The 26,086-nt window shown below is 48.4% G+C and carries 22 protein-coding genes; 12 read left to right on the forward strand and 10 right to left on the reverse strand.

All coding sequences use genetic code 11. From position 1 onward, the window contains the following. Positions 1-161: 161 nt before the first annotated feature. The 5 genes from BW931_RS08260 (at position 162) to BW931_RS08280 (ending at position 7,632) form a co-directional block, all read left to right on the forward strand. On the forward strand, positions 162-1,223 hold the full coding sequence (locus tag BW931_RS08260; protein WP_008589242.1) for a carbamoyl phosphate synthase small subunit: 1,062 nt from the start codon (positions 162-164) through the stop codon (positions 1,221-1,223). Further along, entirely contained in the window at positions 1,216-4,203 is a 2,988-nt protein-coding gene (locus BW931_RS08265) for a carbamoyl phosphate synthase large subunit (protein ID WP_008589244.1), read from the forward strand. Before BW931_RS08260 ends, BW931_RS08265 begins: the two co-directional genes overlap by 8 nt. Next, positions 4,200-5,147, forward strand: a complete 948-nt coding sequence (gene argF, locus BW931_RS08270) for an ornithine carbamoyltransferase (protein ID WP_008589246.1) — start codon at positions 4,200-4,202, stop codon at positions 5,145-5,147. Before BW931_RS08265 ends, argF begins: the two co-directional genes overlap by 4 nt. 245 nt (positions 5,148-5,392) lie before the next feature. Then, positions 5,393-6,139: a CAP domain-containing protein gene (locus BW931_RS08275; protein WP_076571484.1), complete on the forward strand. Its 747-nt coding sequence runs from the start codon at positions 5,393-5,395 to the stop codon at positions 6,137-6,139. A 95-nt stretch (positions 6,140-6,234) separates the two neighbouring features. Beyond that, on the forward strand, positions 6,235-7,632 hold the full coding sequence (locus tag BW931_RS08280) for an amidase (protein WP_076571486.1): 1,398 nt from the start codon (positions 6,235-6,237) through the stop codon (positions 7,630-7,632). Positions 7,633-7,698: 66 nt separating this feature from the next. On the opposite strand, the gene BW931_RS08285 is transcribed toward BW931_RS08280, so the two are convergent. From BW931_RS08285 to exaC, 4 genes are all read right to left on the reverse strand, one after another. Beyond that, positions 7,699-8,319 (reverse strand): response regulator, encoded by a 621-nt coding sequence (locus BW931_RS08285; protein WP_008589253.1) that lies wholly within the window; start codon positions 8,317-8,319, stop codon positions 7,699-7,701. Beyond that, positions 8,297-9,631, reverse strand: coding sequence for a sensor histidine kinase (locus tag BW931_RS08290; RefSeq protein ID WP_008589255.1), 1,335 nt, complete (start codon positions 9,629-9,631; stop codon positions 8,297-8,299). Before BW931_RS08290 ends, BW931_RS08285 begins: the two co-directional genes overlap by 23 nt. A 168-nt stretch (positions 9,632-9,799) precedes the next feature. Next, positions 9,800-10,165 carry a DUF779 domain-containing protein gene (locus BW931_RS08295; RefSeq protein WP_008589257.1) on the reverse strand — a complete coding sequence of 122 codons (366 nt, stop codon included), beginning with the start codon at positions 10,163-10,165 and terminating at the stop codon, positions 9,800-9,802. Between the two features lie 95 nt (positions 10,166-10,260). After that, on the reverse strand, positions 10,261-11,781 hold the full coding sequence (gene exaC, locus BW931_RS08300) for an acetaldehyde dehydrogenase ExaC (RefSeq protein WP_008589261.1): 1,521 nt from the start codon (positions 11,779-11,781) through the stop codon (positions 10,261-10,263). Between the two features lie 140 nt (positions 11,782-11,921). Between exaC and BW931_RS08305 the strand changes: the two genes are divergently transcribed. After that, on the forward strand, positions 11,922-12,785 hold the full coding sequence (locus BW931_RS08305) for a 5'-3' exonuclease (protein ID WP_076571489.1): 864 nt from the start codon (positions 11,922-11,924) through the stop codon (positions 12,783-12,785). 110 nt (positions 12,786-12,895) lie between these two features. Here the strand turns inward: BW931_RS08305 and BW931_RS08310 are convergent, their stop codons facing one another. Together BW931_RS08310 and BW931_RS08315 are read right to left on the reverse strand one after the other, a co-directional pair. Beyond that, on the reverse strand, positions 12,896-13,531 hold the full coding sequence (locus BW931_RS08310) for an SDR family oxidoreductase (protein WP_076571798.1): 636 nt from the start codon (positions 13,529-13,531) through the stop codon (positions 12,896-12,898). A gap of 66 nt (positions 13,532-13,597) precedes the next feature. After that, positions 13,598-14,530 carry a PD-(D/E)XK nuclease family protein gene (locus tag BW931_RS08315; protein WP_008589300.1) on the reverse strand — a complete coding sequence of 311 codons (933 nt, stop codon included), beginning with the start codon at positions 14,528-14,530 and terminating at the stop codon, positions 13,598-13,600. Positions 14,531-14,584: 54 nt separating this feature from the next. Between BW931_RS08315 and thiD the strand changes: the two genes are divergently transcribed. Further along, on the forward strand, positions 14,585-15,391 hold the full coding sequence (thiD, locus tag BW931_RS08320; protein WP_084193888.1) for a bifunctional hydroxymethylpyrimidine kinase/phosphomethylpyrimidine kinase: 807 nt from the start codon (positions 14,585-14,587) through the stop codon (positions 15,389-15,391). 83 nt (positions 15,392-15,474) lie between these two features. Here the strand turns inward: thiD and trhO are convergent, their stop codons facing one another. Both trhO and BW931_RS08330 read right to left on the reverse strand, forming a co-directional pair. After that, complete coding sequence (trhO, locus tag BW931_RS08325) at positions 15,475-16,434, reverse strand: oxygen-dependent tRNA uridine(34) hydroxylase TrhO (protein WP_008589305.1); 960 nt, start codon at positions 16,432-16,434, stop codon at positions 15,475-15,477. Between the two features lie 118 nt (positions 16,435-16,552). Further along, on the reverse strand, positions 16,553-17,104 hold the full coding sequence (locus BW931_RS08330) for a cysteine hydrolase family protein (RefSeq protein ID WP_076571493.1): 552 nt from the start codon (positions 17,102-17,104) through the stop codon (positions 16,553-16,555). Between the two features lie 184 nt (positions 17,105-17,288). Here BW931_RS08330 and treP point away from each other — a divergent pair, with 184 nt between their 5' ends. From treP to BW931_RS08355, 5 genes are all read left to right on the forward strand, one after another. Continuing rightward, a complete protein-coding gene (treP, locus tag BW931_RS08335) occupies positions 17,289-18,698 on the forward strand; it encodes a PTS system trehalose-specific EIIBC component (RefSeq protein ID WP_008589310.1) in 1,410 nt (469 codons plus the stop codon). A gap of 76 nt (positions 18,699-18,774) precedes the next feature. Further along, entirely contained in the window at positions 18,775-20,442 is a 1,668-nt protein-coding gene (gene treC, locus BW931_RS08340; protein ID WP_076571496.1) for an alpha,alpha-phosphotrehalase, read from the forward strand. Between the two features lie 23 nt (positions 20,443-20,465). After that, on the forward strand, positions 20,466-21,179 hold the full coding sequence (gene treR, locus BW931_RS08345; protein WP_008589314.1) for a trehalose operon repressor: 714 nt from the start codon (positions 20,466-20,468) through the stop codon (positions 21,177-21,179). A gap of 69 nt (positions 21,180-21,248) precedes the next feature. Beyond that, complete coding sequence (locus BW931_RS08350; RefSeq protein ID WP_008589316.1) at positions 21,249-21,764, forward strand: DUF6933 domain-containing protein; 516 nt, start codon at positions 21,249-21,251, stop codon at positions 21,762-21,764. Positions 21,765-21,914: 150 nt separating this feature from the next. Then, on the forward strand, positions 21,915-23,864 hold the full coding sequence (locus BW931_RS08355; RefSeq protein WP_076571499.1) for an aconitate hydratase: 1,950 nt from the start codon (positions 21,915-21,917) through the stop codon (positions 23,862-23,864). 48 nt (positions 23,865-23,912) lie between these two features. Here BW931_RS08355 and BW931_RS08360 read toward each other — a convergent pair whose 3' ends face one another. Continuing rightward, entirely contained in the window at positions 23,913-24,761 is an 849-nt protein-coding gene (locus BW931_RS08360; protein WP_076571502.1) for a GAF domain-containing protein, read from the reverse strand. A gap of 260 nt (positions 24,762-25,021) precedes the next feature. Further along, entirely contained in the window at positions 25,022-25,975 is a 954-nt protein-coding gene (locus tag BW931_RS08365; RefSeq protein ID WP_076571505.1) for a ring-cleaving dioxygenase, read from the reverse strand. Positions 25,976-26,086: the final 111 nt, after the last annotated feature.

The raw sequence follows: 26,086 nt of genomic DNA on the forward strand, positions 1-26,086 counted from the left end.
GAAATTTACACAAAAGGGAGCTCATTCTCCTTTTTTTAAGCCGTTCTCCAGTATTTTTCGTTCTGACTTTCATGGGCCCCCTTGACAAATTTTATATTTCACCGGATAATAGCATAAATATTCATAAACTATAATAATTATGCAATAGAAGGGATGGTCATATGAAAGGTGTCATTCAGCTCGAAGACGGCCGGTCCTTCGAAGGAACGGCTTCCGGGGAGTGGAACGTGCCGCTCGAAGGAGAGGTCGTATTTTATACCGGGATGACCGGGTACCAGGAAGTTTTGACAGATCCTTCTTACAGGGGACAGATCGTCGTATTTACTTACCCTCTCATCGGTAATTACGGAGTATCGGAAACGGCGAATGAAAGCGCCACACCCCAGGTGAAGGGGGCAGTGATGTGGCAGTGCTCCGACGAGGACAGTCATTATCAGGCGGAACAGTCGTTATCCTCCTATATGAACGATATGAATATTCCATACTTAACGGGAGTTGATACGAGGGCACTGACGAAGGCGATTCGGGCGAAAGGGACGTGTCGGGCGAGTTTAAGTAAGGAAGGATCTACTCCTTCTTCCGTGGAAGCAGTTGGGGAAGTGTACGAAGTAAGTGGTGAGAAAAGTGAAGTATATGGAGAGGGAGACATTCATCTTGCACTTATCGATTTCGGCTGGAAAAGCTCCATTCTTCAGAAACTGCTGGACAGAGGAGCAAAAGTTACTGTTGTACCATTTTCGCAGGCAGCTGACATCCATTCCATTGAACCGGATGGAATTGTATTGTCCAACGGGCCGGGTGATCCGAAAGATGTAAGTGGAAAACTTGCAGAATTCAAGGACCTTTTCGATATATTCCCCGTGTTCGGTATCTGCTATGGCCACCAGGTGATTTCCTTAGCTTACGGAGCGGATACGGAAAAGCTTCCGTTCGGTCACCGGGGCGCCAACCACCCGGTGAAAGACCTGGAGAACGGCCGGGTATTCATTACTTCTCAGAATCACAACTACGTAGTCACCGCGGAAAGCCTTGAATTCACACCTCTAAAAGTGCGGATGGTAAACGTAAATGACGGTTCGGTTGAAGGGGTAGTCCATGATTCCATGCCGATTTTCAGTGCCCAGTTTCATCCGGAGGCGAATCCCGGACCTGAGGATGCCGAGTGGATGTTCGAGGAGTTTTTTGCAATTCTGCGTAAGAAAGAGGTGAAAGCATATGTCTGAAAAAGTGTTGGTTCTCGGTTCCGGGCCCATCATTATCGGTCAGGCGGCGGAATTCGATTATTCCGGTACGCAGGGATGTATCGCCCTGAAGGAAGAAGGTTACGAGGTAGTACTCGTTAATAACAATCCGGCCACGATTATGACGGATCCCGCTATTGCAGACAGCGTCTATTGCGAGCCGCTCACAGTCGAAAGTGTGGAAGCTATTATTAAAAAAGAAAGGCCCGATGCCCTGCTTGCAGGACTGGGAGGGCAGACGGCACTGAACCTTGCGGTGGAACTTCAACAGAAAGGAGTCATGGATGCGCATGAGCTGAAAGTGCTCGGAACCTCCATCGACTCTATTCAAAAAGGGGAAGACCGGGAACAGTTCAGACAGGTGATGCGTGATACGGAGCAGCCGGTCGTGGAAAGCCAGGTGATTACCACCTTCGATGCCGCCCGGGCTTTTACGGAAAAAACAGGCTTTCCGGTTATCAGCCGTCCGGCCTACACGCTTGGCGGGCGCGGGGGAGGCATCGCGCATAACGAGGAAGAGCTTCGCTCCCTCATGAAAGACGGGCTGAAAGCGAGTCCTATTTCCCAGGTAATACTCGAGAAAAGCATCGCGGGGTTCAAGGAACTGGAATACGAAGTGATGCGCGATACAAATGGTACGTGTATATCTGTATGCAATATGGAAAACGTGGATCCGGTAGGGGTGCATACAGGAGATTCGATTGTTACGGCCCCTTCCCAGACACTTACGGATAAAGAATATCAGATGCTGCGTACGTCAGCTCTGAAAATCGTGGACATTCTCGAGGTGATCGGAGGCTGTAACGTGCAGTTCGCTCTCGACCCTGCCAGCCGGCAATATTACGTCATCGAAGTCAATCCGCGGGTAAGCCGCTCTTCCGCTCTCGCCTCGAAAGCTACCGGGTACCCGATTGCAAAACTGGCGGCAAAGCTGGCTCTCGGGTATCGGCTTGATGAACTGCTCAATCCTCTTACCGGTTATACGTACGCAAGCTTCGAACCGGCTCTGGACTATGTCGTTGTGAAGTTTCCCCGCTGGCCTTTCGATAAATTCGCAGGAGCAGATCGTACCCTCGGCACTAAAATGAAGGCGACAGGTGAAGTGATGGCAATCGACCGGACACTGGAAGCGGCTTTTCAGAAAGCGATCGATTCGCTGGATCAGTCAGCGCCGGTGTTCAATGAAGAAAGGGACGCATGGGAACACGTAAAGAAACCGACTGATGCGAGATTTTTCGCCCTCCTTCATCTGATGCGGAAGGGCACGACCACAGAAGAACTGTTTGCAGCTACGCAGATTGATCCTTTCTTCCTGCATACTTTTGAACGTATGCTTTCGTGGGAGCAGCGCCTGGCGGAGGACACCTCCGTACGTACGATAAAGGAAGCGAAACTCTACGGAGTGTCAGATGCGAAAATTGCTGAAGTCACCGGCACTAATGAAAGGGAATGGATAAAATTCAGAGAAGAGAATAGCATAAAACCGTCCTACAAAATCGTTGATACGTGCGCAGGTGAATTCGAAGCCGAAACAAACTACGCCTACAGCACGTATGCAGGCGTGACGGAAATCAGTCCACTCCGGGCGGGCAAGAAAGCCCTGATCGTCGGAGCGGGACCGATACGTATCGGCCAGGGCGTAGAGTTCGATTATAGTTCGGTCAAAGCGATTGAAAGCCTGCAGAAATCAGGGTATACAACGATTATGATCAATAATAATCCGGAAACGGTCAGCACCGATTTCGAAACGGCAGACAGGCTGTACTTTGAACCTTTGAAACTGGAGAATATTCTCGATGTAGCCGCTTTTGAGAAAGTGGATGTCGTTTTCACAGCGTTCGGCGGCCAGACGGCTCTTAACGTAACGGAAGCTGTGGAAAAAGCCGGATATAAGGTGGCCGGAGCATCTTCCGAAACCATCGCTAAACTCGAAGATCGGGAGGCTTTCTATGAATTACTGCAGATGATAGATGTTCCCCACGTCCCCGGCGAGATGTGTCACTCACCGGAAGAAGCACGTGCAGCCGCACATACGTATCAGTATCCGCTTCTCTGTCGTCCCTCCTACGTTATAGGTGGACAGGGGATGGTCGTGATCCATTCGAAGAATGAACTTGAGTCGGCTCTTCAGGAGATGGAGCAGAGACATTACCCGCTGGTGATGGACCAGTTCATCTCCGGAGAGGAAGTAGAAGTGGAACTTGTCAGTAATGGTTCGGAAGTATTCATTCCCGGTCTCATGGCACACATTGAAAAAGCCGGCGTCCATTCAGGAGACAGCATGGCCGTGTTCCCTGCAGAGGTAGAGGGGACGATCCGGCATCAGGTAGAAACATTTGCGAAGAAGATTGCAACTTCCATAAATTATAAAGGAATCATGAATATACAGTTCCTTGTGAGCGGGACGAATGTCTTCGTTTTGGAAGTGAACCCGCGTTCGAGCCGTACGGTCCCGATTGTGAGTAAAACCGCAGCACTTCCGCTCATCGACTGGGCGGTCCGGGCGATGGTCGGGGAATCGATATGTTTCCCGGAAAAAACGCTCCACATACCCTGTGTGGCAGTGAAATTTCCGGTATTCTCCTCTCATGCTCTGGCGGAACTCGATCACAAACTCGGAGCTAACATGATGTCCACCGGAGAGGGGATGTATATCGGTGAAACGAAAGAAGAGGCGCTTGCAAAAGTGTTCGAACACTTACCTCCAGCCGGAAGTCCGGCATGTTTCGATGAAGATCACGACGATGATTTCGATACGTGGCTGAACACGCCGGAAGCTGCGGTCTACCATAACGAAGGTGAAACGGAAGAAGCGAGAGAGAAGAGGGTGAAAGCATTAAAAGCAGGCATCACTATTTTCAGTGACCCGGATGCATACAGAGCTTATAAGGAGAACCGGAAGGATGGCAGCAGGACAAGGATCGCTCTTAGAAAATCCGTAGAGGAAGAGGTGATAGTGTGAGGACGGAAACCACGGATCCAAAGGAAGAAATTTCTTTGAAAGGGAAGCACCTGCTTACCTGGAAAGACTACAGCAGAAAAGAAATCATTCATTTACTTGAAAGAGCGCTGGTATTGAAACAGTCTCCCTACTCTGGTGCGTTATCTCAAAAAACTCTGGCTATGATTTTCGAAAAATCGTCGACCCGGACCCGCGTCTCCTTCGAAGTGGGGATGACGCAGCTCGGAGGGACAGCCATCAATCTGAACAGCCGGGACATGCAGCTTGGACGCGGAGAAACAATCGGGGATACGGCGAAGGTTCTGTCGCGGTACGTGGATGGTATTATGATCCGCACCGATGCGCATCAGAAACTCGAGGAGCTGGCCGGGAACGGGAGTGTCCCCGTTATCAGCGGACTTTGTGATTTGTACCATCCGTGCCAGGCACTGGCCGATATGCTCACTGTTTATGAGCAGAAAGGTCAATTAGCCGGGGTGAAACTCGTTTATACCGGAGATGGAAATAATGTAGCCCACTCTCTTATGACGATAGGAGCAATTCTCGGTCTCGAGGTCGTGGTAGCCTCTCCCTCCGGCTATTGGCCGCTTGATTTTATAACAGGGAATGCAAAGAAGCTGGCGGCAAAACATGGGGGCAGTGTTACAGTAACAGAAAACGTGGAAGAAGCTGCCGCGGGTGCCGATATCCTTTATACCGATGTCTGGACCAGTATGGGACAGGACGGAGAAGAAAAAGAAAGAAAAGAGGCGCTTTTCCCCTATCAGATTAATGAAAGGCTTGTGACAGCAGCAAAGCCGGACGTAAGTGTTCTTCACTGTCTGCCGGCACACCGGGAAGAGGAGATCACTAAAGAGGTGATGGAAGGGGAACATTCTTTTGTCTTTGAACAGGCCGAAAATCGCCTTCATGTACAAAAAGCAATTTTGGAAGCATTACTTTAAAACAGTACTGTCCCGTTTTTTTCAAGTGGGGCAGTTTTTTATGTTTAATATATGTAAAGAAAAGGAACCAGTTCTGCAGGCAATCAGTAATTATAAATTGTAAAACTTAGTGATTAAGTAGGAGTTTTGACCCTTGTCTAAAGTTCCCTTATATGGGATTCTTAAAGAAGAATACTTTTATTGTGAACAGTATAAGATCTGGGGAAAATGAACTGTTTTTAACATTACACAGGAGGTCGTTCAGGATGCACAAATACTGGATAAGCGGGTTAATAATGGTGCTGCTTGGAGTAGTCAACCCTATTAAGGGAGAAACGGAAACGTTACCGGGGAAAGAAGTGCCGATAGACAAAGCCTGGACGATCGAGTTTACGGAAAATGTGGATGAAGATATTCTTTCAAGCAATAACTACGTGGGTATCAAGAGAGAAGACGGTACATTCGTCCCTCTGGAAAGAACAATCGGGGAAGCTTCAATCAGGCTGGAACCCGAAGAATTCTATAAGGACGGAGAAACCTATGAATTATACCTTTCTCCCGAACTCCGCTCCGAGACTAAAACGGAGACAGCCCGTAATTTCAAAGCTGTGTATGAAGTATCCGCTTTTGAACGGGAAGTGGTGGAACTTACCAACGAAAAAAGAGCAGCGTACGGTCTTCCTCCTCTGGAACTGAACGAAGAGCTCAGTCGTGTAGCGAAACAGAAATCATTCGATATGCATGAGAATTCCTATTTCGCCCACCAGTCACCGACGTATGGGTCTCCGTTCAATATGATGAATATGTTCGGACTCAATTATCAGTATGCCGGGGAAAACATTGCTGCCGGACAGATTTCTCCGGAAGAAGTAGTGGAAGCGTGGATGAACAGTGAAGGTCACCGCGCCAACATTTTAAATGAAAATTATGATGAAATCGGTGTCGGTTACGTCGATAGCGACGGTTATTATGTCACGTACTGGACGCAATTTTTCTATACATCCGGAGAATAATCCAGGTGATGTAAAGGCAATACCCGTCTCCTGCTTTCCCGGTGAGGAAAACAGGAGACGGGTTCTTTTTTTATTTAAGAGAGGAGAATGGACAGATGTACATAAAAGAGCTGAGTGAAATAGATGGAATAGCCCAGGCCCGTATGGTGAAAGAGGGAGCGGTATCGCAAGAAGAGGTGCTGCTTCATTATCGCATGATTCAGGAGGAGAGAAATCCGGAGCTGAATGCGATCGTTCATGAAGTGAAGAATGCCGATTACCGGAAGGATGGTTTCTTCGCAGGCCTGCCGTTCCTCATCAAAGATTTGAACGCGGTCAAAGGAGCACCGTTGACTTACGGTTCCAAAGTGATGGAGGGATTCACGGCACCCGGGGATGATGAGATCGTCAGGCGCTACAAAAAAGCGGGCCTCAACATTACCGGGAAAACGAACACTCCCGAGTTCGGATTCACTCCTGCTACGGAATCACAGTTTCTCGGGGAAACGATCAATCCGTGGGATCGGACGAGATCTCCGGGCGGATCAAGCGGAGGTGCTGCGGTAGCTGTAGCTGCAGGAATGGTACCTTTCGCTCACGGGAGTGACGGAGGCGGATCCCTTCGTATACCTGCATCAAATACCGGCACGTTCGGTTTTAAACCGACACGGGGCCGCTCTCCGCTTACGATGTATCTTAACAGCCTTTCTGTCCAGCATGCGCTGACGACTTCCGTCCGGGACAGTGCCGCCCTGCTCGATGTCATCGAAGGACCGGTTCCGGGGACGGGTTACGGTTTCCCGGAGAAAGATCTTCCTTTTTTTGACACCATCGGTGAGTCTCCGGGGAAACTGAAAATAGCTTATGCCCCGAACGTACACGGCAATATCGAGATCGACGAAGAAGTACAGGAAGTGGTGCGGGATGCGGCAGAAAAGTGCGCTTCTCTCGGTCATGAAGTGGAAGAAGTATATCCGGATTTTGACCACGACGGTATGATGGAAGCTTATATTTACCTGTGGGTCGTCGGAGGAGCGCTCAGTGTAGATAAAGCAGCCAGTGCGAACAATAAGGCCCCGGCTGACCCTTTTATCGAAAAAATGTTATCTACGCTGAAGGAAAAAGCTGCCGGCTACAGTGCTCTTGAATATGAGAAAGCCAGGGAGAAAGTTTTTCTCGAGACGCAGAAGCTCGATCGTTTCTTTGAAGAATATGACGTGCTGATTAATCCGGTGAATCATAAAAAAGCCCTGCCCCTCGGTCGTTATAACGGAGAAGAGAAAACAATTGATGAAATATTATCCGTTTCGGAAATATACGCCTACTTGACTCCCATAGCAAATATGACGGGACAGCCGGCCATGAGTGTACCGACGTACTGGACGAAAGAAAACCTGCCGATCGGTTCTCATTTCCAGGCCCGATACGGACGCGACAAAGTTCTGTTCCAGCTTGCGCGTCAACTTGAAGAAGCTTTTCCCTGGAAAGAAAAATATAAAGAAATCAGAGGGTAGAACAAAAAAGTGTTCCCGCCAGTCGATTTCTCGGGAAACAAATAATAGCCGGGGGGTGTCCTCCGGCTATTTTGTATACCATTTATACAGTTTCTTCGGCCTTCCTATCTTCTGGTGGCTGATCACCTGTTTTACCTGCCCTTCCTCAAGCAGGTGCATCAGGTATCGATAGACGGTAGGGTAGGCAAGACCGATTTCTTTGGAAACGACATCGACGGACGCAGGTTCTTCTTCTTTTTTCAGGTGCTCCGCAATAATACTTAAAGTATTTTTGCTGATCCCTTTGGCGGAGTAGATTTCCTCACTTTCTTCGTGCACGGAACGCATATTTGCAAGCTTTACGTGCAGCTGGATACGGGAAATCAAATCCGGGGCTTTGACCGGTTTTAAGGCGAAATCCGTCGCGCCTTCTTCGAGAAAGCGATCCGCAATTTCCTGGCGCTCATCCACCGTAAGGACAAGGATGGGTACCTGCTGATTCTGTTTTCTTATTTCTTTGACCGTCTGCAGCCCGTCCATCTCCGGCATATGATAGTCGACCAGAATAATGTCGAATTTCTCCCGCTGAAATAAATCGACTCCCTCGCGACCGTTCACGGCCGTATTTGATTGCCATCCCGCATGGTTACAGAATTCCGTCAGCATATAACGCAAGGATTCGTCATTATCGATGATCAGTATGTTCATAGCGTGTCCTCTCCTTCGGAAAATGTATCCAGAATGTTGTGCCGACCCCCGGTTCGCTTTCGATATCGAGGGAGGCCCCGTGTTCTTCAATTACGTTTTTGACGAATGATAAACCGAGCCCCGGGTGCTCTTTCGTACTGAATCCGGCATTCCAGATTTTTTGGATGTCCCGATTTTTGATGCCGGGCCCGTTGTCTTCGATACCGATCCATATGCCCGCATGGACTTCCGAACGGATGACGACCTGGGCGTTTTTCTGACCTTCGACAGCGTCTCCGGCGTTATCAATCAGGTTGACGATTGCCCTTGTCATCCGGATTTTGTTAATGTAGATCTCTATATCACTCGGAGCCTGGAGTTCGAACTGGTAAATGGTAGAGGATTCGGACAATTTGTTTTGCCTCACGTATTCGATCAGCGTGTGCAGGGAGCACCAGTTCTTCTTTTCATCATATAGTATTTCAGAGACCATGTCGCTCGTAGCCTCTATAGAATCGGATATTTTTCCGGTATATGTCTGGATATCCGGATCGTCCGTTTTCATCTGGATAAGAGAATTCAGCCCCTCCATCAGAGAGAGTGGTGTTTTCAGGTCGTGGACGAGATGAAGGGCTTCCCGGCCGCTTCTTGCTTCCACCATTTCGAGCCGCGCCGACTCCAGATCTTTGCGCATTTTCCACTTCTGTTCGACCACTGTTAAATAGACGGCAAACACGAGGGCATGGACGATGAAGACAGCTGAAAATAAAAGGCTGTAGATAGATAGAGTGTTTTCAAAACCGATAGCGGACGATGTACTTTTAACCAGTACGGAAACTTCTCCGCCGCCGAACCCGAAAGAAGTGAGAGCAGGGACGATATCCAGCCACTGGTAACCGAACAGAAGCTGGGAGAAAACGAAAGACATAAACAGCGGACGCATATTTTGTCTGCCGAACAGCTGAAGAAATAAAATGGATAGTAACAGAAGAATGGCAGGTCCCCCGAAATGATAGTTCATGGAATAATAAGAGTTGATAAGCAGATATACTGCAGGAATAATCACGACCGGAACGGCGATTTTCAGTATGGGACGGTTATATTTTCTTCCAAGAGCATCCCCGAGGAGCAGAGCCCCGAGATAGTGGGGAAGAGCTCTCAATGTATTCAGAAAAACGAGAATAAGTGCGGTAAGCATTAAAGTACTGCCGTCGGGGTTGTTTTTGAGTTTTTCAATCATATGATGCAGCCCGACATGTTCAATGTCGAATAGAAGTGGAAAGAAGACTCCGAAAATGATCAGCAGTATCGGTATCCAGAAGCGTTTTCTCACAGATCCCTTCCCCCCTTATGATGTATATAGCCGGTTTCCTGCATGAATCTTTTCTCTTTATTATAACCGTGATGATCGGGAGGTGCCATATGAAGAATGAAGTGCCGGTTCAAAAACCATAAAAAGCAGCCGGGAGCGCTGCTCCGGCTGCTTTTGAAAAACAGGCAGTTATACTTTCCGTTTGTTCAGTTCATCATTCTCTTCCTTCGTGAAAGCACGCGAGCGAGTCAGGAACCGTTTCCCTTCTACACCTTCAAGAGAAAACATACCTCCGCGTCCATCCACGACATCAATGATCAGCTGGGTGTGCTTCCAGTACTCAAATTGTTTCTTGTGAATATAAAAGGGGACTCCGGCGATTTCACCGAGTTTTATATCCTGAGCCCCGACCATAAGATCACCTTCCGGGTAACACATCGGTGAACTGCCGTCGCAGCAGCCGCCGGACTGGTGGAACATCAGGGCTCCATGTTTTTCCTTCAGGGTGTCGATAAGTGCAAGAGCGTCTTCTGTTGCCGTAACTCGTTCAGCCATAAGGCTCATCCTTTCTGGTGTAGGTAATTCTTGTCCAGATGGCGGGGTTTCCTGCTTACGACAGTGCTTCTAACCGGAAGTTTCCGCTTTTGTTCTTAAAAGAATCCAAGTTTTTGCGGGCTGTAGCTGACGAGCATGTTTTTCGTCTGCTGATAGTGGCCGAGCATCATTTTGTGGTTTTCGCGGCCGATACCGGACATCTTGTAACCGCCAAAGGCAGCGTGAGCAGGGTAGGCATGGTAGCAGTTCGTCCATACGCGTCCCGCCTGGATGCCGCGTCCGAAGCGGTAGGCCGTATTCACGTTGCGGGTCCAGATACCGGCGCCGAGACCGTACAGGGTATCATTGGCAATTTCCATGGCTTCATCTTCATCCTTGAACGTAGTGACGGACAGGACAGGGCCGAAAATCTCCTCCTGGAATATACGCATATCGTTTGTCCCTTTGAATATCGTCGGTTTCACGTAGTAGCCGTCGGAAAATTCCCCGTCCATTTTATTCTGTTCTCCTCCGACCAGCAGTTCGGCACCTTCATCTTTACCTATTTCAAGATACGAAAGTATTTTTTCCAGTTGTTCGGAAGAAGCTTGCGCTCCCATAGCTGTGTTCGGATCGAGCGGATTCCCTGTCTTGATTTCTTTCACCCGTTTAATGGCTCTCTCCATAAATTCATCGTAAATGGATTCATGCACAAGGGCACGTGACGGACATGTACATACTTCACCCTGGTTCAGCGCGAACATGACGAGACCCTCCACCGCTTTGTCGAGAAAATCATCGTCTTCCTGCATGATATCCGGGAAGAACACGTTCGGGGACTTTCCACCAAGTTCCAGTGTTACCGGAATGATATTCTGGGAAGCGTACTGCATAATCATCCGGCCGGTCGTCGTTTCGCCGGTGAAAGCAATCTTCTGAATATCAGGATGCTGGGCAAGAGGTTTCCCGGTCTCGAGACCGAACCCGTTAACGATATTCAATACTCCGGCAGGAAGCAGATCTTCAATCATTTCCATCAGAAAAAGGATGGAGGCAGGAGTCTGTTCCGCCGGCTTCAGTACTACGCAGTTGCCGGTGGCGAGGGCAGGAGCCAGTTTCCAGGTCGCCATGAGGATAGGGAAGTTCCATGGAATGATCTGACCGACGACACCCAGAGGCTCATTGAAATGATAGGCTACCGTGTCTTCATCAATCTGGCCGATGGAGCCTTCCTGAGCACGAATTGCGCCTGCAAAATAGCGGAAGTGGTCGATGGCAAGTGGTATATCTGCGTTGAGGGTTTCGCGGACCGCTTTTCCGTTGTCCCAGGTTTCTGCGACAGCGAGAAGTTCAAGGTTCTCCTCCATGCGATCGGCAATTTTATTTAATATATTGGCTCTTTCCGCAACGGAAGTGGAGCCCCAGGCTTTTTGAGCTTTATGTCCTGCTTCAATGGCTTTATTTATATCTTCTTCTGTAGAGCGGGGGATTCTGGTGAAGTTTTTGCCGGTTACCGGAGTTACGTTGTCGAAGTATTGCCCTTTTTCGGGCGGCGTCCATTCCCCTCCGATGTAGTTCTCATACTGTTCTTTGAATTGAACCGGGGACCCTTCTGTGTTTGGGTTTTGATATACCATTTAATCAATCCTCCTGTGCTTTATTGAAAACGCTTACAGATAAAATTTAGCACGAAGGTGGAATATTGTCAATTATCTGACGGATATATAGCGGACCCTGTTTCTGGTATAATGACCGGAGATAGGAAAGGAGTGGGAAGATGTCTAAAAGAGTGATGCTCGTGGACGGGATGGCGCTGCTGTTCCGGGCCTTCTATGCTACAGCTGTGAGCAATTATTATATGATCAATTCGAAAGGTGTACCGACAAACGCCGTGTACGGAATGGTGAAGCATCTGTTTTCGGCGGTGAGGGAATATGAACCGACTCACGTCGTCGCCTGCTGGGATATGGGCAGCAAAACATTCAGAAACGATATGCTCGAGAGCTACAAAGCAAACAGGAGCGCACCTCCGGAAGAGATGGTCCCACAGTTCGATCTGGCAAAAGAAGTGATGGAAGCTCTACATATACCGAACGTCGGCTTGGCAGGGTATGAAGCGGACGACTGTATAGGGACATTAAGTCATCATTACCGGGAAGAAGCCGAAGTGCTGATTCTGACTGGTGATCAGGATATGCTGCAGCTGCTTGAACCGAATGTTTCTGTAGTATTACTGAAAAAAGGGTACGGTAACTATGCCGAGTATACGGAAGAAAGGCTGAAAGAGGAAAAAGGGGTCACCCCGAAACAGCTCATTGATCTGAAGGCTTTCATGGGAGACAGCAGCGACAACTACGCCGGAGTGAAAGGGATAGGGGAGAAGACCGCTCTGAAGCTGTTGCATCAGTACGGTACGATTGAAGGGATACTTGAAAACATAAGCGCTCTTACAAAAGCACAGCGAAGTAAAATCGAGACGGACCTCGATATGCTGCATCTTTCGAGGGATTTAGCCGCAATCCGTTGCAACGTCGAAATTGATTTTCCACTGGAGGAAGCTCTCCTTCAGGTGGATGAAGAGAAAATGGCATGGAAATTCAATGAACTCGAATTTAAAAACTGGAGAAAAAACCTGATATGACGGTAATATACGGAAGAAAATAAGTGTTATACATTAAAAAGTCTCCCCCCCCTGCAGATATCTGCAGGCGGGAGACTTTTCTCGTAATAGATACTTTTACATTCTCGATTTTATCTCAATGTTTTACGAGCTTCTTCGATTTGAGTATCGCCGCTGATCACTTCGAAAGCCTTGTGGAAAGCGTTCGGTTCCTGAAGCGCCGCGATGATAGTTTTAGCTACGTCCGCACGAGGGATTTCACCAAAATCAACTGTGTCGCCCACTGTAATCTTGGAAGTGGAATCGCCGTCGGTCAGACCGCCTGGACGTACGATTGTGTAATCCAGTTCCGTACTTTGCAGATACTCATCCGCTTTACCTTTCGCTTCCATGTAATGGCGCATATCTTCACCTACACGGCTCGGGTCTCCTGCGGCAATAGAGCTCAGCATAACGAATTTGGTCATGCCGAATTCTTCCGTATGCTTAATCAGATTGATGGCGCCTTCCTGGTCGACTCTTACCGTCTCTTCAGGTCCTGTGCTTGAGCCGGAGCCTGCTGCAAATATGACAGCGTCCATGCCTTTTACACCGTGACCGACATCTTTCGTTACGTCAGCAAGAACCGGGATACCGCCGAGTGATTCGATTGTACCTTTCTGTTCTTCTTTACGAACCATGCCGTACGGTTCGTGTCCATCTTCTTTTAGATATTGTATGAGCAAACGTCCTGTTTTTCCGTTTGCACCAGCTACTAGTACTTTCATAAATTGATCAAAGCTCCCTTCGATTTGTTTGTCTACTTTATAATACATATCCTGTTCGCTGCCGTTTTAAACATAACCCTCCGGAAAACATAGTTCCTGAAAGTTGCAGGAGGCGCAAATACTCCTGTTTTGCTGCATAGGGAAAGAGGTGATGGGTTTCGGTATGTTTTTTCCCCTGTCTTCCATATATTCTTCCATTTCCCGGAGGCTGAGATTGAACATATCCTGCACGCGGACGATTTCTTCTTCGGTAAGCTTATGTTCTTCGGTGCTCCCGTCAAGAAGATATTCGTTCCGGATCGTAATCTCATCAAGGGACTCTACAGGAAAAGTATGCTTCACATACATGGCATAAAGGGCCAGCTGGTTACGGTCCTCTTCTGTCTGTTTCCCCGTCTTCCAGTCGACGATAACCCACTTGCCTGACTGATGATGGTAGTAAAGAAGGTCCATAACGACCCAGACTTTCACCCCGTCGATCAGTAAGTAGCGAAACTTCTCGGATTCCACAAAGTCCGTGTTTTCCGTATCGAGCATATCGCGAAAAGTGGGGCTGGAAAGAAAATTTTTAAGAACGGTGTCGAGGCGGTACTTGATTTTATCTATTTTTTCTTCCGGAATCGTGTTTCCGTAATATACCTCATGGAGCATGATGTAGCCTTTCGGCCGCCGCCACCAGCTATACTCCCGGTGATAGGAATCCCGGTAGGCGAGGTTGAGTTTCTGACGGATGTAGTTTTTCATCTTATCCTCCCCCGGCAGTTCACCGGTGGTGCGGTAATGGGCAACGGCTTTTTCAACTGTTTCGTGAACGATACTTCCGAAATACATTTCCAGGTTCGTTATTTTTTTGAGCCTGTATGCCTGATGCTGTAAACTGTCTATATTACTGATCCATCCATTATGGGAAGTGTAGTAATGATAAACGTATTTACGTGCGCAGGTCATAAGTGTATTGTGTCTGGCAATGGACCAGGATAACTCGGGATATTTAGCCATAGGCAACCTCCTGATTTACATTATAGTAGAAAACAGAAGAAAGGTGGAACGATAATGATACCAAGGGTGTTAAGCATTGCCGGCTCGGCCAGTCAGGGGAGTGCAGGTATTCAGGCGGACCTGAAAACGTTTGAAGAACACAACGTATATGGAATGAGTGCGGTCACGGCTCTCGTTGCCAACAATTCGGTGACGGATACAGGGGTGTTCACCCAGCCGGTCGAATCTGTGCAGGCTCAGGTTCACGCGTCGATGGAGCATGTGGGAGCCGACGCCCTGAAGACGGGTATGCTGTTTACAAAAGAGATTATTGAAGCGACGGCAGAACTCCTGAAAAGGTATAAACAGGTTCCGTACGTTCTGGATCCGGTCATGATCGGTAAGATGGGAACCCAGCTCCTGAAGGAGGAGGCGGTGGAAAGTTTGAAAGAAGAACTGATTCCGCTTGCTGCAGTGATCACTCCGAATTTACAGGAAGCAGGAAAGCTTCTCGGCAGAAGGGCTCCCGAAACGATTGAAGAGATGGAGAGGGACGTGAAGCAGCTGCACAGTTTCGGGGCGGACTACGTCCTTTTGAAAGGCGGAGGGTTGTCCGATTATCCGGCCGTCGACCTCCTGTTCGATGGAATGGAAGTGAAGGAATACCGTTCCGAGCGGATTGATACGATTCATACAAGCGGGGCCGGATGCACGTATTCGGCTTCCATTGCAGCTGGCCTTGCCAAAGGACTGCCGATGGATAGAGCCGTGGAGGAAGCGAAATATTTCGTTACGGAAGCTATTCGTCATGCGTTATCTTTCGGTGAAGGAATCGGCTCCACCTATCACGCAGCCGAGCGTATTTTTGGAAGGAAAAGATGAAAATACCTAAATAAAAACCCCTGCAGAAAGCCGGTCAGGCACATCTGCAGGGGTTTTGCTGATTATTGGAAGACTGAGAAGCTTTAAGCTTTCTGTCTCATTTTCTCCTGTTGCATACGCGTATATTTATCAATCTGCGTTCCGAGCTCGGGGCTCCAGCGGTTTTCCGGATGTTCTTTGCATTCAATCGTGCAGGCGGCATGGTATGTCTGTTCACAATCTTCGCAGCAGACGTACTGACGGTTGCAGCCCGGGTTAGAACAGTTGATCATACGGTCTTCTTTCTTGCCGCAGTGCTCGCATTCAGCTACGATCACTTCTTCTTTCTGGTTCACCGGAACGGTAACCCGTTCATCAAATACGTACATTTTGCCATCGAACAGCTCACCCTGGACTTCCGGGTCTTTTCCGTACGTAGTAATTCCGCCTTCGAGCTGATAAACATCTTCTACTCCGTTTTTCTTCAGTATGCCGGTGAGTTTTTCACAACGGATACCGCCGGTACAATAAGTCAGCACCTTTTTGTCCTTCCATTCTTCGGCTTTCTCCGCTATCCACTCCGGAAACTCCCGGGAGAAGTTCACGTCGGGACGTATCGCGTTACGGAAATGGCCGATACGATATTCGTATTCATTACGTCCGTCAATGACGATGGTATCTTCGTCTTCAAGCATTTCACGGAACTCTTTCGGTTTCAGATGCTGCCCTCCGAACGTTTTCGGGTCGATGTCGTCTTCCTCGATATTCCAGTTGACGAGTTCCGGCTTCACACGGCAGTGCATTTTCTTGAAAGCGTGACCTTCATGTTCATCGATTTTAAAATGGATGTCAGCGAACCGTTCATCTGAACGCACATATTCCATGTATTCCTCTACCTGTTCGACCGTCCCCGATACTGTTCCGTTAATACCTTCCGGAGCTACAATAATACGACCCCGGAGACCAAGATCTTTACAGAAATGTAAGTGATTGGCACAGTATTCTTCGTAGTCTGGTAAATCAACGTATTTGTAATAGAGAAGAACCCGGTAATCTGAGCTCATGGTGATTCCTCCTGTTTTCTATTCTCTGACTGATAAAAATCATTAAGTCGTTATTATCCATCATTTATAATATGCGATTTCCACCTTAAATTCAAACAGAAAAACTTGTAAACGCTTCTCAGTAGACGGTAGCACCGAGACAGGAGGCGAAGTGCCCGAGCGCCCACTCATGTCCCTGCAGATTAAATGAAGCCACTGCGTTTCGATTGATGACCGTCGGGTAACTTAAATTGTAAGCATCCACAGCAGTATGAAGGATACAGATATCCGTACAGACACCGGTTATGTGAAGTTCCCGTATTCCTCTTTCTTTCAGAAGAAGATCGAGCGGGGTACCGGCGAAAGCGCTGTACCTCGTTTTATCCAGGTAGTGCACGAACGGTTCGTTCTTGTATTGTCCCGACGCTTTCTCCACTTCTCCGTATAAGTCGCGTCCCGAGGTACCGATGATATTGTGGGGCGGGAAAAGATCGGTCTCCGGGTGACGGGTGTCTTTTTCGTGATGAGCATCCGTCAGGAAGAATATATCTTCCCGGTTGTGCGCAAATTCGTGAATATGGCCGGCTATGTTTCCGTCTATCTCCTGTCCCGGTTCCCCGCAGGTGAGTGCCCCGTTTTCGTGAACGAAATCGTTGGTATAATCGATGACCAGTAAAGCTTTTTTCAACATTTCAACCATCCACCTTTACATGTGTATACACACATAGTAGCAGAAATTTCTTGTTTTTGAAATGTAAGGGTTGTCATTCCTGTATATACAAATTATAATAATTAACACAAGTTGTATATACAAGATGCCAGAAAATGAAAGCGGTTGTAGTATATCAGTCAAGATATTTTAAGGAGGGAATGACGTGGACTATCGTAAAGAAGCAGAACAGATCCTCGAAGCTCTGGGCGGTAAAGAAAACGTGGAGGCGGCTACTCACTGCGTAACACGCTTACGGCTTGCACTGGGAGATGAGGGGATTGTAGATCAGAAAAGGCTGGATGAGCTAGATGTTGTAAAAGGATCGTTCTCTGCCAACAATCAGTTTCAGGTCGTTATCGGTCAGGGTACAGTGGACAAAGTTTACAACGAATTTATAGAACTTGCCGGAATCGGGGAAGCCTCGAAGGAAGAAGTTAAAGAACAGACAGAAGGCAAGATGAACCCCCTTCAACGCGGTGTGAAGACACTTGCGGATATATTCATTCCGATTCTGCCGGCTATCATCACGGCAGGGCTCCTGCTTGGTCTGAATAACCTGCTCACTGGACCGGGGATTTTCTTCGAGGAGCAGTCGATTATTGATGTTTATCCGCAGTGGTCCGGTTTCGCGAACATGATTATAGTCATCGCGAATACGGCATTCGTCTTCCTGCCGGCGCTCATAGGGTGGTCAGCTGCCAAGAAATTCGGAGGTACACCTCTTCTTGGTATACTGATTGGTCTCGTTCTTGTTAACCCGGAACTGTTGAGTGCTTACGGTTACGGGGAGGCTGTTAAAGAAGGGACGGTTCCCGTCTGGAACCTGTTCGGATTCGAAGTCGATAAGATCGGTTATCAGGGTCAGGTACTTCCGGTACTTGTAGCTGCATGGGTTCTTACGAAAATAGAACTGTTCCTGCGCAAAAGAATTCCGGAAAGTATCCAGCTGCTTATCGTGGCCCCGGTCGCTCTTCTCGTAACAGGATTTCTTACGTTCATCTTTATCGGACCGGTCACTTTCGCTATCGGTAATGGAATCAGCGACGGTTTTATCGCACTCTTTGATATGGCAGCCTGGGCCGGTGGTCTTTTGTACGGCGGGCTTTACGGAGCACTCGTTATTACGGGTATGCACCATACGTTCCTGGCCGTCGATATTCAGCTCGTCGGCAGTACCGGGAGTACGTTCCTTTGGCCGATGCTTGCTCTGTCGAACATCGCTCAGGGGTCGGCGGCTTTCGCGATTTTCCTTGCTACGAAAGACGAGAAACTTAAAGGGTTGAGCGGTTCTTCCGGACTTTCCGCATGGCTCGGTATTACAGAACCGGCACTGTTCGGGGTCAACCTGCGCTTTAAGTATCCGTTCGTCATTTCCCTTATCTCTTCTGGAATAGCCGGACTTTATATAGCTTCAAGAGGCGTGCTGGCCACATCGATCGGTGTCGGCGGGGTGCCCGGTATTTTCTCGATCATGAACGAGTACTGGGGCGACTTTCTGATCGGCATGGCGATTGTCATCGTTCTTCCTCTTACGGCGACATATCTTTACGCCAAACGTAAACGCGACGTTTAATAACTCAGCCAGCCGTGTGGGTCCTGATACCTTCACGGCTTCCGGTTTATCGTAAACAAAAAAAGGAGGTATTTGTATGGAAACGGCACCATGGTGGCAGAAAGCGGTTGTTTATCAGATTTATCCAAAGAGTTTCAATGATACTACCGGCAATGGTACGGGTGATATTCAGGGAATCATTGAAAAACTCGACTATATCAGGGAACTCGGGGCGGATGTGATCTGGCTCACACCTGTCTATAAGTCTCCGCAGAATGACAACGGGTACGATATAAGTGATTATTTTGACATCCACGAAGAATACGGAACGATGGAAGACTTCGAACGTCTGCTGGAAGAAGCGCACCGGCGTGGTATCAAAGTGATCATGGATATAGTTGTTAACCATACGTCAACCGAACACAGGTGGTTCCGGGAGTCTCTGACATCGAAGGATAACCCTTATCGCGATTACTATATATGGAAGGATCCGGTGAACGGAGAGGAACCGACGAACTGGCAGTCGAAATTCGGGGGTAATGCGTGGAAATACGATGAGGATACAGGTCAGTATTATCTCCATCTTTTCGACGTAACGCAGGCGGATCTGAACTGGGAAAATGAAGACGTACGCCGGGACGTGTACGATATGATGAGACACTGGGCGGAGAAAGGCATCGACGGGTTCCGTCTTGATGTAATCAATCTCGTATCAAAAGACCAGCGTTTTCCGGACGACGATACGGGAGACGGGCGGAAGTTCTACACGGACGGGCCCCGGGTGCATGAATTCATGCATGAAATGAACCGAGAAGTATTTGCACCGCACGATCTGATGACCGTAGGGGAGATGTCCTCGACCACCATCGCCCACTGCATCAAGTACACCCGTCCGGAGCGTCAGGAACTGAGCATGACGTTCAATTTCCATCATTTGAAAGTCGACTATCCGAACGGTGAGAAGTGGACGAAGGCGCCTTTCGACCTTCAGGAGTTGAAACGTATATTGAGCGAGTGGCAGACAGGAATGCATGAAGGGGGAGGGTGGAACGCGCTCTTCTGGTGCAACCACGATCAGCCGCGCGTCGTCTCCCGCTTCGGGGAGGACGGGGAGTACCGGGTCACTTCTGCGAAGATGCTGGCTGCTACTATGCATATGATGAAAGGCACCCCTTACATCTATCAGGGAGAAGAGATAGGAATGCCGAATCCGGGCTTCGAATCGATCGAAGAGTATCGGGACGTGGAATCCCTCAACAGTTATGAGATGATGAAGGAACAGGGGAAATCGGAAGAGGAGATCATCGGCATTCTTAAACAGAAATCACGGGATAACAGTCGTACACCGATGCAGTGGGACAGCGGGAAGAACGCCGGTTTTACGACAGGCACGCCCTGGATCGGTGTCCCGGATAATTATAAATACATCAACGCTGAAAAGGAACTTCAGCAGGAAGATTCGGTTTTCCAATATTATCAGAAGCTGATCCGTCTGCGGAAAGAGTACGACATTATCACTCATGGGGACTATGAACTTCTGCTTGAAGAGGACCCTTCTCTTTTCGCTTATAAACGCGAAACGGAGAACGAACGTCTCGTTACCGTCAGTAACTTTTACGGCACAGAAACGAAGGCCGCGTTGCCGGAACGGGTGCAGGGAGAAGGGGTCGTGCTGATCTCGAACTATGACACACCTCCTTCCATGAGTACAAGTATCGATCTGAGACCTTATGAGTCCGTCGTTTATCTTATTAAAAAATACTGATATACTGATGAATGGTGAAAAAAATGCAGAATAAATTTCTTACTATCTATAATGAACTTGTTCGTCAGATTCAGCGCGGGGAATATCACGCCGGGGAAATTCTTCCTTCGGAGCATGAGCTGAAGGAAGCGTATGCGACATCGAGAGAAACGATAAGAAAAGCGTTGAACCTGCTTGTGCAGAATGGTTATATCCACAAAGTCCGGGGGAAAGGTTCGGTCGTGCTTGATCACAGCAAGTTCGAATTCCCGGTCTCCGGCCTCACTAGCTTCAAGGAGCTCTCCGAACAGTTCGGCGGCGACATCGTCACGAACGTAGAGCAGCTCTTCCTTTCAGAGCCGGAAGAAGAACTGCAGCAGGCCCTCGGCTGTGACAGGGACGTGCGCGTCTGGAATATTATCCGCAGCAGGGAGATCAACGGCGAGCGCATTATTCTCGACAAGGATTACGTAAGGCAGGACTATGTGAAGGGTCTTACGAAACAGATTGCCGAAGAGTCGATCTATGAATTTATTGAAGAGGAGCTGGGTCTTGAAATCAGTTTCGCAAAAAAACAGATTGTAGTGGAGGATGCGACCGCTGAAGATGAAAGGTACCTGGACCTGTTGGAGCACGCCCAGGTAGTGGTAATCAGAAGTTACGTCTATCTCTCCGATGCCACTTTATTTCAGTATACGGAATCAAGACACAGGCCGGATAAGTTCCAGTTCGTCGATTTTGCGAGGCGGGTCAAATGAATTCTGCGGTTTTTCCGGACTGCAGGATTCATTTTTGCATGCTACACTGGAAGGGAAGAGGTGAGACACATGTTTACTATCGGCGTCACGGAAAAGATGGCGGAATCACTGCCTATGGAAAGAGAAGAATTTGATAAAAGAGATCTGCCCGAGATTTATCGCTGGCAGATGAACCGGTTCTCTGTGAGGGATAAAGAAGGCCTTCTCCTCATGAATGACCGCACGGCACTTACACTTGTACTGTTCGGGCTTGAGGCCGAACAGTATGAAAACATCGATAATGTGCTGCGCGGCTCATTAAAACAGCTTCTTCAGATGCTCGACATCAACGAAGAATACAAAAGAGATCTGCTTGATAACTCCAAAAAGATTATACTTACGAAAACAGACAATCGACGCACGCTCGGCAGAATGAAAGAGTCGCTGAAGTTGCTCGAAGGCTTTACGGAAGAAAGAGAATTCGAGGAAATAGACGCCGTCGAAGTAAATCGCTGGATGAATGAAAACATGGTGTTTTCGACTCTTGCAAACATCACCCCGATCAAGGAATTGAACGATTACTATGAAAACAATCATGGCCAGTAAATGATTGTTTTTCTGTTTTCTCACTGCCCTGACAACAAAGGCATTAGTCGCTTTTTCATAACTGAATGAATAAATTTGCCATAATTCGGGTAAAGGTATAGGAGGAACGGTAAACATAGAAGACTTAATTGCGATAAGGAGGGTTTTTGCGTGAGTTATAACGTCACACAAAAATTAATCAAAGATCATTTAGTTGAAGGGGAAATGACACCGGGGGCCGAGGTCGCCCTCAAAATCGACCAGACACTTACACAGGATGCCACAGGAACGATGGTTATGCTGGAGCTCGAAGCGATGGATATCGACCGGGCTAAAACGGAAGCTTCCGCCCAGTACGTGGACCACAACCTGATCCAGGAAGACAGTAAGAACCCGGATGACCACTTATTTCTGGAAAGTGCCGCAAAGAAATATGGACTTTATTACAGCCGTCCGGGTAACGGAGTAAGTCACCCGGTACACATGCAGCGTCTGGCCCGTCCCGGCAGAACGCTTCTCGGATCCGACAGCCACACATGTGCAAACGGATGTATGGGTATGCTCGCCATCGGCGCCGGCGGTATTGACGTAGCCATGGCCATCGCCGGTGAACCGTTCCACGTTAAGATGCCGAAAGTGTGGGGCGTCAAAGTGACGGGAGAGCTTCCTGACTGGGTAAGCGCGAAAGACGCGGTTCTCGAAATGCTTCGTCGCCATGGGGTAAAAGGCGGAGTGAACCACGTATTCGAATATTACGGTCCCGGTCTTAAAAACTTGTCAGCTATGGACAGACACGTAATCGCCAACATGGGTGCAGAACTTGGTGCCACCGGTACTGTCTTCCCGTCCGATGAAGAAACGAAGCGCTATATGACAGAAGAAGGCCGCGAAGACGAATGGATTGAACTGAAAGCGGACGAAGGTGCGGAATACGACCGCCACGAAGAGCTCAATCTTTCTGAACTTGAGCCGATGATTGCGAAACCTACAAGCCCCGGTAACGTAGTTCCGGTCAGTGAAGTTGAAGGCGAACCGATCTATCAGTCTTACATTGGTTCTTCCGCAAACCCGGGCTATCGTGATTTCGCCATTGCTTCGAAAATCGTGGAGGGGCGTCACATTGCCGAAGGACTGTCACTCGACCTGAACCCGACGTCCCGTCAGATGCTTATTGACTTGTCGCAGCACGGTCATATCGCGAACTTCCTTCAGGCCGGTGCACGTCTTCACCAGGCCGGGTGTAACGGTTGTATCGGTATGGGTCAGGCCCCTGCGACAGGACGCAACAGTCTCCGTACCACTCCAAGAAACTTCCCGGGACGCTCCGGAACGAAAGAAGACAGTGTTTTCCTCTCCAGTCCGGAAACGGCAGCGGTTTCTGCACTGTTCGGTAAAATAACCGATCCGAGAAATGCAGGGTTCGATTATCCGAAAGTCGACATGCCGGAAGAGCCGACCGTCGATACCCGTCTGCTGGAACGCCCGGTGTCGGAAGAAGAATCGAAAGAGTACGAACTGGTGAAAGGACCGAACATCGCTTCCATTCCGAAGATGGATGAGCTTCCGAATGATATGGAGCTTCCTGTCCTTCTTAAGATGGGTGATGACATTTCTACGGATGAGATACTTGCAGGGGGAGCGCGCGTGCTTCCATACCGCAGTAACCTTCCGGAAATCAGTAAATTCACATTTGAAATAGTGGACGAGACATACTATGACAGAGCTATGGAATCCCGTGAGGACGGTGGTCACGCTGTAGTCGGGGGTACCAACTACGGACAGGGGTCCAGCCGTGAGCACGCAGCCCTTGCTCCGCGCTTCCTCGGTATGAAAGTGGCGATCGTTAAGGACTTTGCACGTATTCATTGGCAGAACCTTGCAAACTTCGGTATTCTCCCACTTACTTTTGTGAATGAAAGCGATTGGGACGAAATAAGTCAGGGCGATACTCTCGTATTCACGGGTCTTCGTGACAAAGTACGTGAAGGTAACGAACTGGAAGTTGAAATAAAAGGCAAGGATAAGAAGATAAAAGTAGAGCACGCTCTATCCGAGCGTCAAATCGAAATTATGGAAACTGGTGGACTGATCAACTGGGTGAAAGACCGTCTGAACCAGTAAATTTCAAATAAAGTCATAAAGAAAACCGCCGGGGGCTCCGGCGGTTTTTTATGATTCAATAAGGCTGAACCCTATATACTCAAGGGCTTCTTCTATATTGGAAACTGTTTTAATCCCCAGATTCCGTAAAGCTATCGTGCCTGCCTCCTGCATGGCGATGGCCGGGGTGACACCCGTCAGAATCGGTTCCACTCCCATCACCTTGAGAGCCTGGAGAATTTCCACTACGACATAAGGAAATTCATTATCAATGATGACAAGTCCCGACAGCTCTATTACAAAAAAGTCGATATCGTTCTGAGAAGCGTAGCGGAGGACTTCTGCGGTCAGTTTGTCTGCCCGTTGTTCATCCACGATACCCTGCAGCGTCAGAACCGATACTCCTTTTGTTATAGGAAGGATGGGAACGTTGAGCAGGGACATATTGAACTGGGTATGATCAAGTTCAATCAAGTAGGACAGAACGTTTGCGATAGACTGCAAAAACTGAACGTCTTCTTCCGAGAAATTTTTCTCCTCCTGGTCGAGAACGCAGAGAGTGCCGAATACCTCGCCTTTCTGATCGCGGAGCGTTACCCCGAGGAAGCCTTTCATTTTCAGGTCTTTTGCTATTTCAAGTTCTCTCGTGAGTTCATCCTTTTCCAGATTCGAAGAATTCAGCGTATTACCTTCACCGGAAATAACCACACGGCAAACGGCACCGCTGTAGGTGACCTCCAGACCTTCAGGTACGAGTTCCTCTTTATTGTTTATGGAGCTCAGCACTGTTATAGCAGTATCGCCACGTTTAGCTACATAAGCAGTCTGGACGTTAAGGTGAGCTGTAACGAGTTCAAAGATTTTTTCGGACGCTTTTTTCAGTGACTGAAACGTTTCCGGAGCTTTCAGATTATCCATAATGAGTATAGATTCCTTCCTTCTTTAAATTGTCAGTATCTCTATTTTAGTCTTTTTCCACAGTATTAATCAAATGTCTGACAGGGAGAATGGAAATGAAAGTTAAAGTATTGACACCGGCCTTTGAAAAATAGAGGGGGTAAAACAGAGTTTCATAACAGTACGGAATAAGCAGAAAGAAATAAAAAAACCGGGAGTCCGTCAGCTTAACGAAAGCAAACGGTCTGACCCGGTATAAAAAGCAAAACGAGGATGATTGATTAATTTTTGTGTTGGCGGATAGGTTTAAGGTTTTCCTCTATTTCTTCGCGACGGTTCTCGAGAAAAGGCGGAAGGGAGAGGGCTTCTCCAAGAGAGTCCATAGGTTCGTCCACGTCGAAGCCGGGACCGTCTGTAGCCAGTTCAATGAGAATATGGTTCGGTTCCCGAAAATAGAGGGATTGAAAGTAATGACGGTCTACAAGTCCGGAATTGATAAGTCCGGCATCCTGAACCCGCTCTACCCACTGTTCGAGTTCCTCCCTGTCTTTCACACGGAAAGCGGCATGGTGAACACTTCCCTGGCCGGGACGTTCTTTTGGAAGGGAAGCATCGGCGATGACGTGTATTTCCCCTCCTGTACCTCCTTTTCCTGCCTGGAAACGGTAGATGTTCGATTCATTGTCCAGCTGCTTGAAGCCGAGCGTCTCTGTCAGTACCTGAGCGGTAGGTTCAAGGTGAGGTACGGTAAAATAGACGGGGCCGAGGCCCTGGATAGCTTTTGATACGGGAATGTCGGACGTTTCCCATCTTACACCCGGGGCTACACCTTCGTTATTCTCGTCCGAAACCAGACCGAGACGCTGTCCTTCCGGGTCGCGGAAGAATAACATACGACGACTGAACCGTTCGGTTACCGGGTCGACTTCCACTCCTTCGGAAATAAGGCGTTCCTGCCAGAAGTCGATAGCTCCATCGTCCGGAACGCGGAGAGTAGTGGTGGAGATACTGTTTGTCCCCTCATACGTATTCCCGAGCATCGGTATTTCAAAGAAAGTGAAATCTGTTCCGGCGCTTCCTTCGGCGTCGGCATAAAACAGATGATACATCGAAGGGTCATCCTGGTTTACGGTTTTTTTGACGAGACGCATGCCGAGAACATTTGTGTAAAAATCATGATTTTCCTGGGCATATTTAGTTATAGCTGATACGTGGTGGATCCCTTTGATTTCCATGAGATCTCCTCCTTATCTCGAATTCAAGATAATTGTATAAGAAAAATGGAAAAATGTCAAAGGACCTCCTTTTCACATAAAAAGTGTGATATATTTCCAAACAGACACGAG

The sequence above is a fragment of the Salimicrobium salexigens genome, from assembly GCF_900156705.1.
GTDB lineage: Bacteria > Bacillota > Bacilli > Bacillales > Halobacillaceae > Salimicrobium > Salimicrobium album.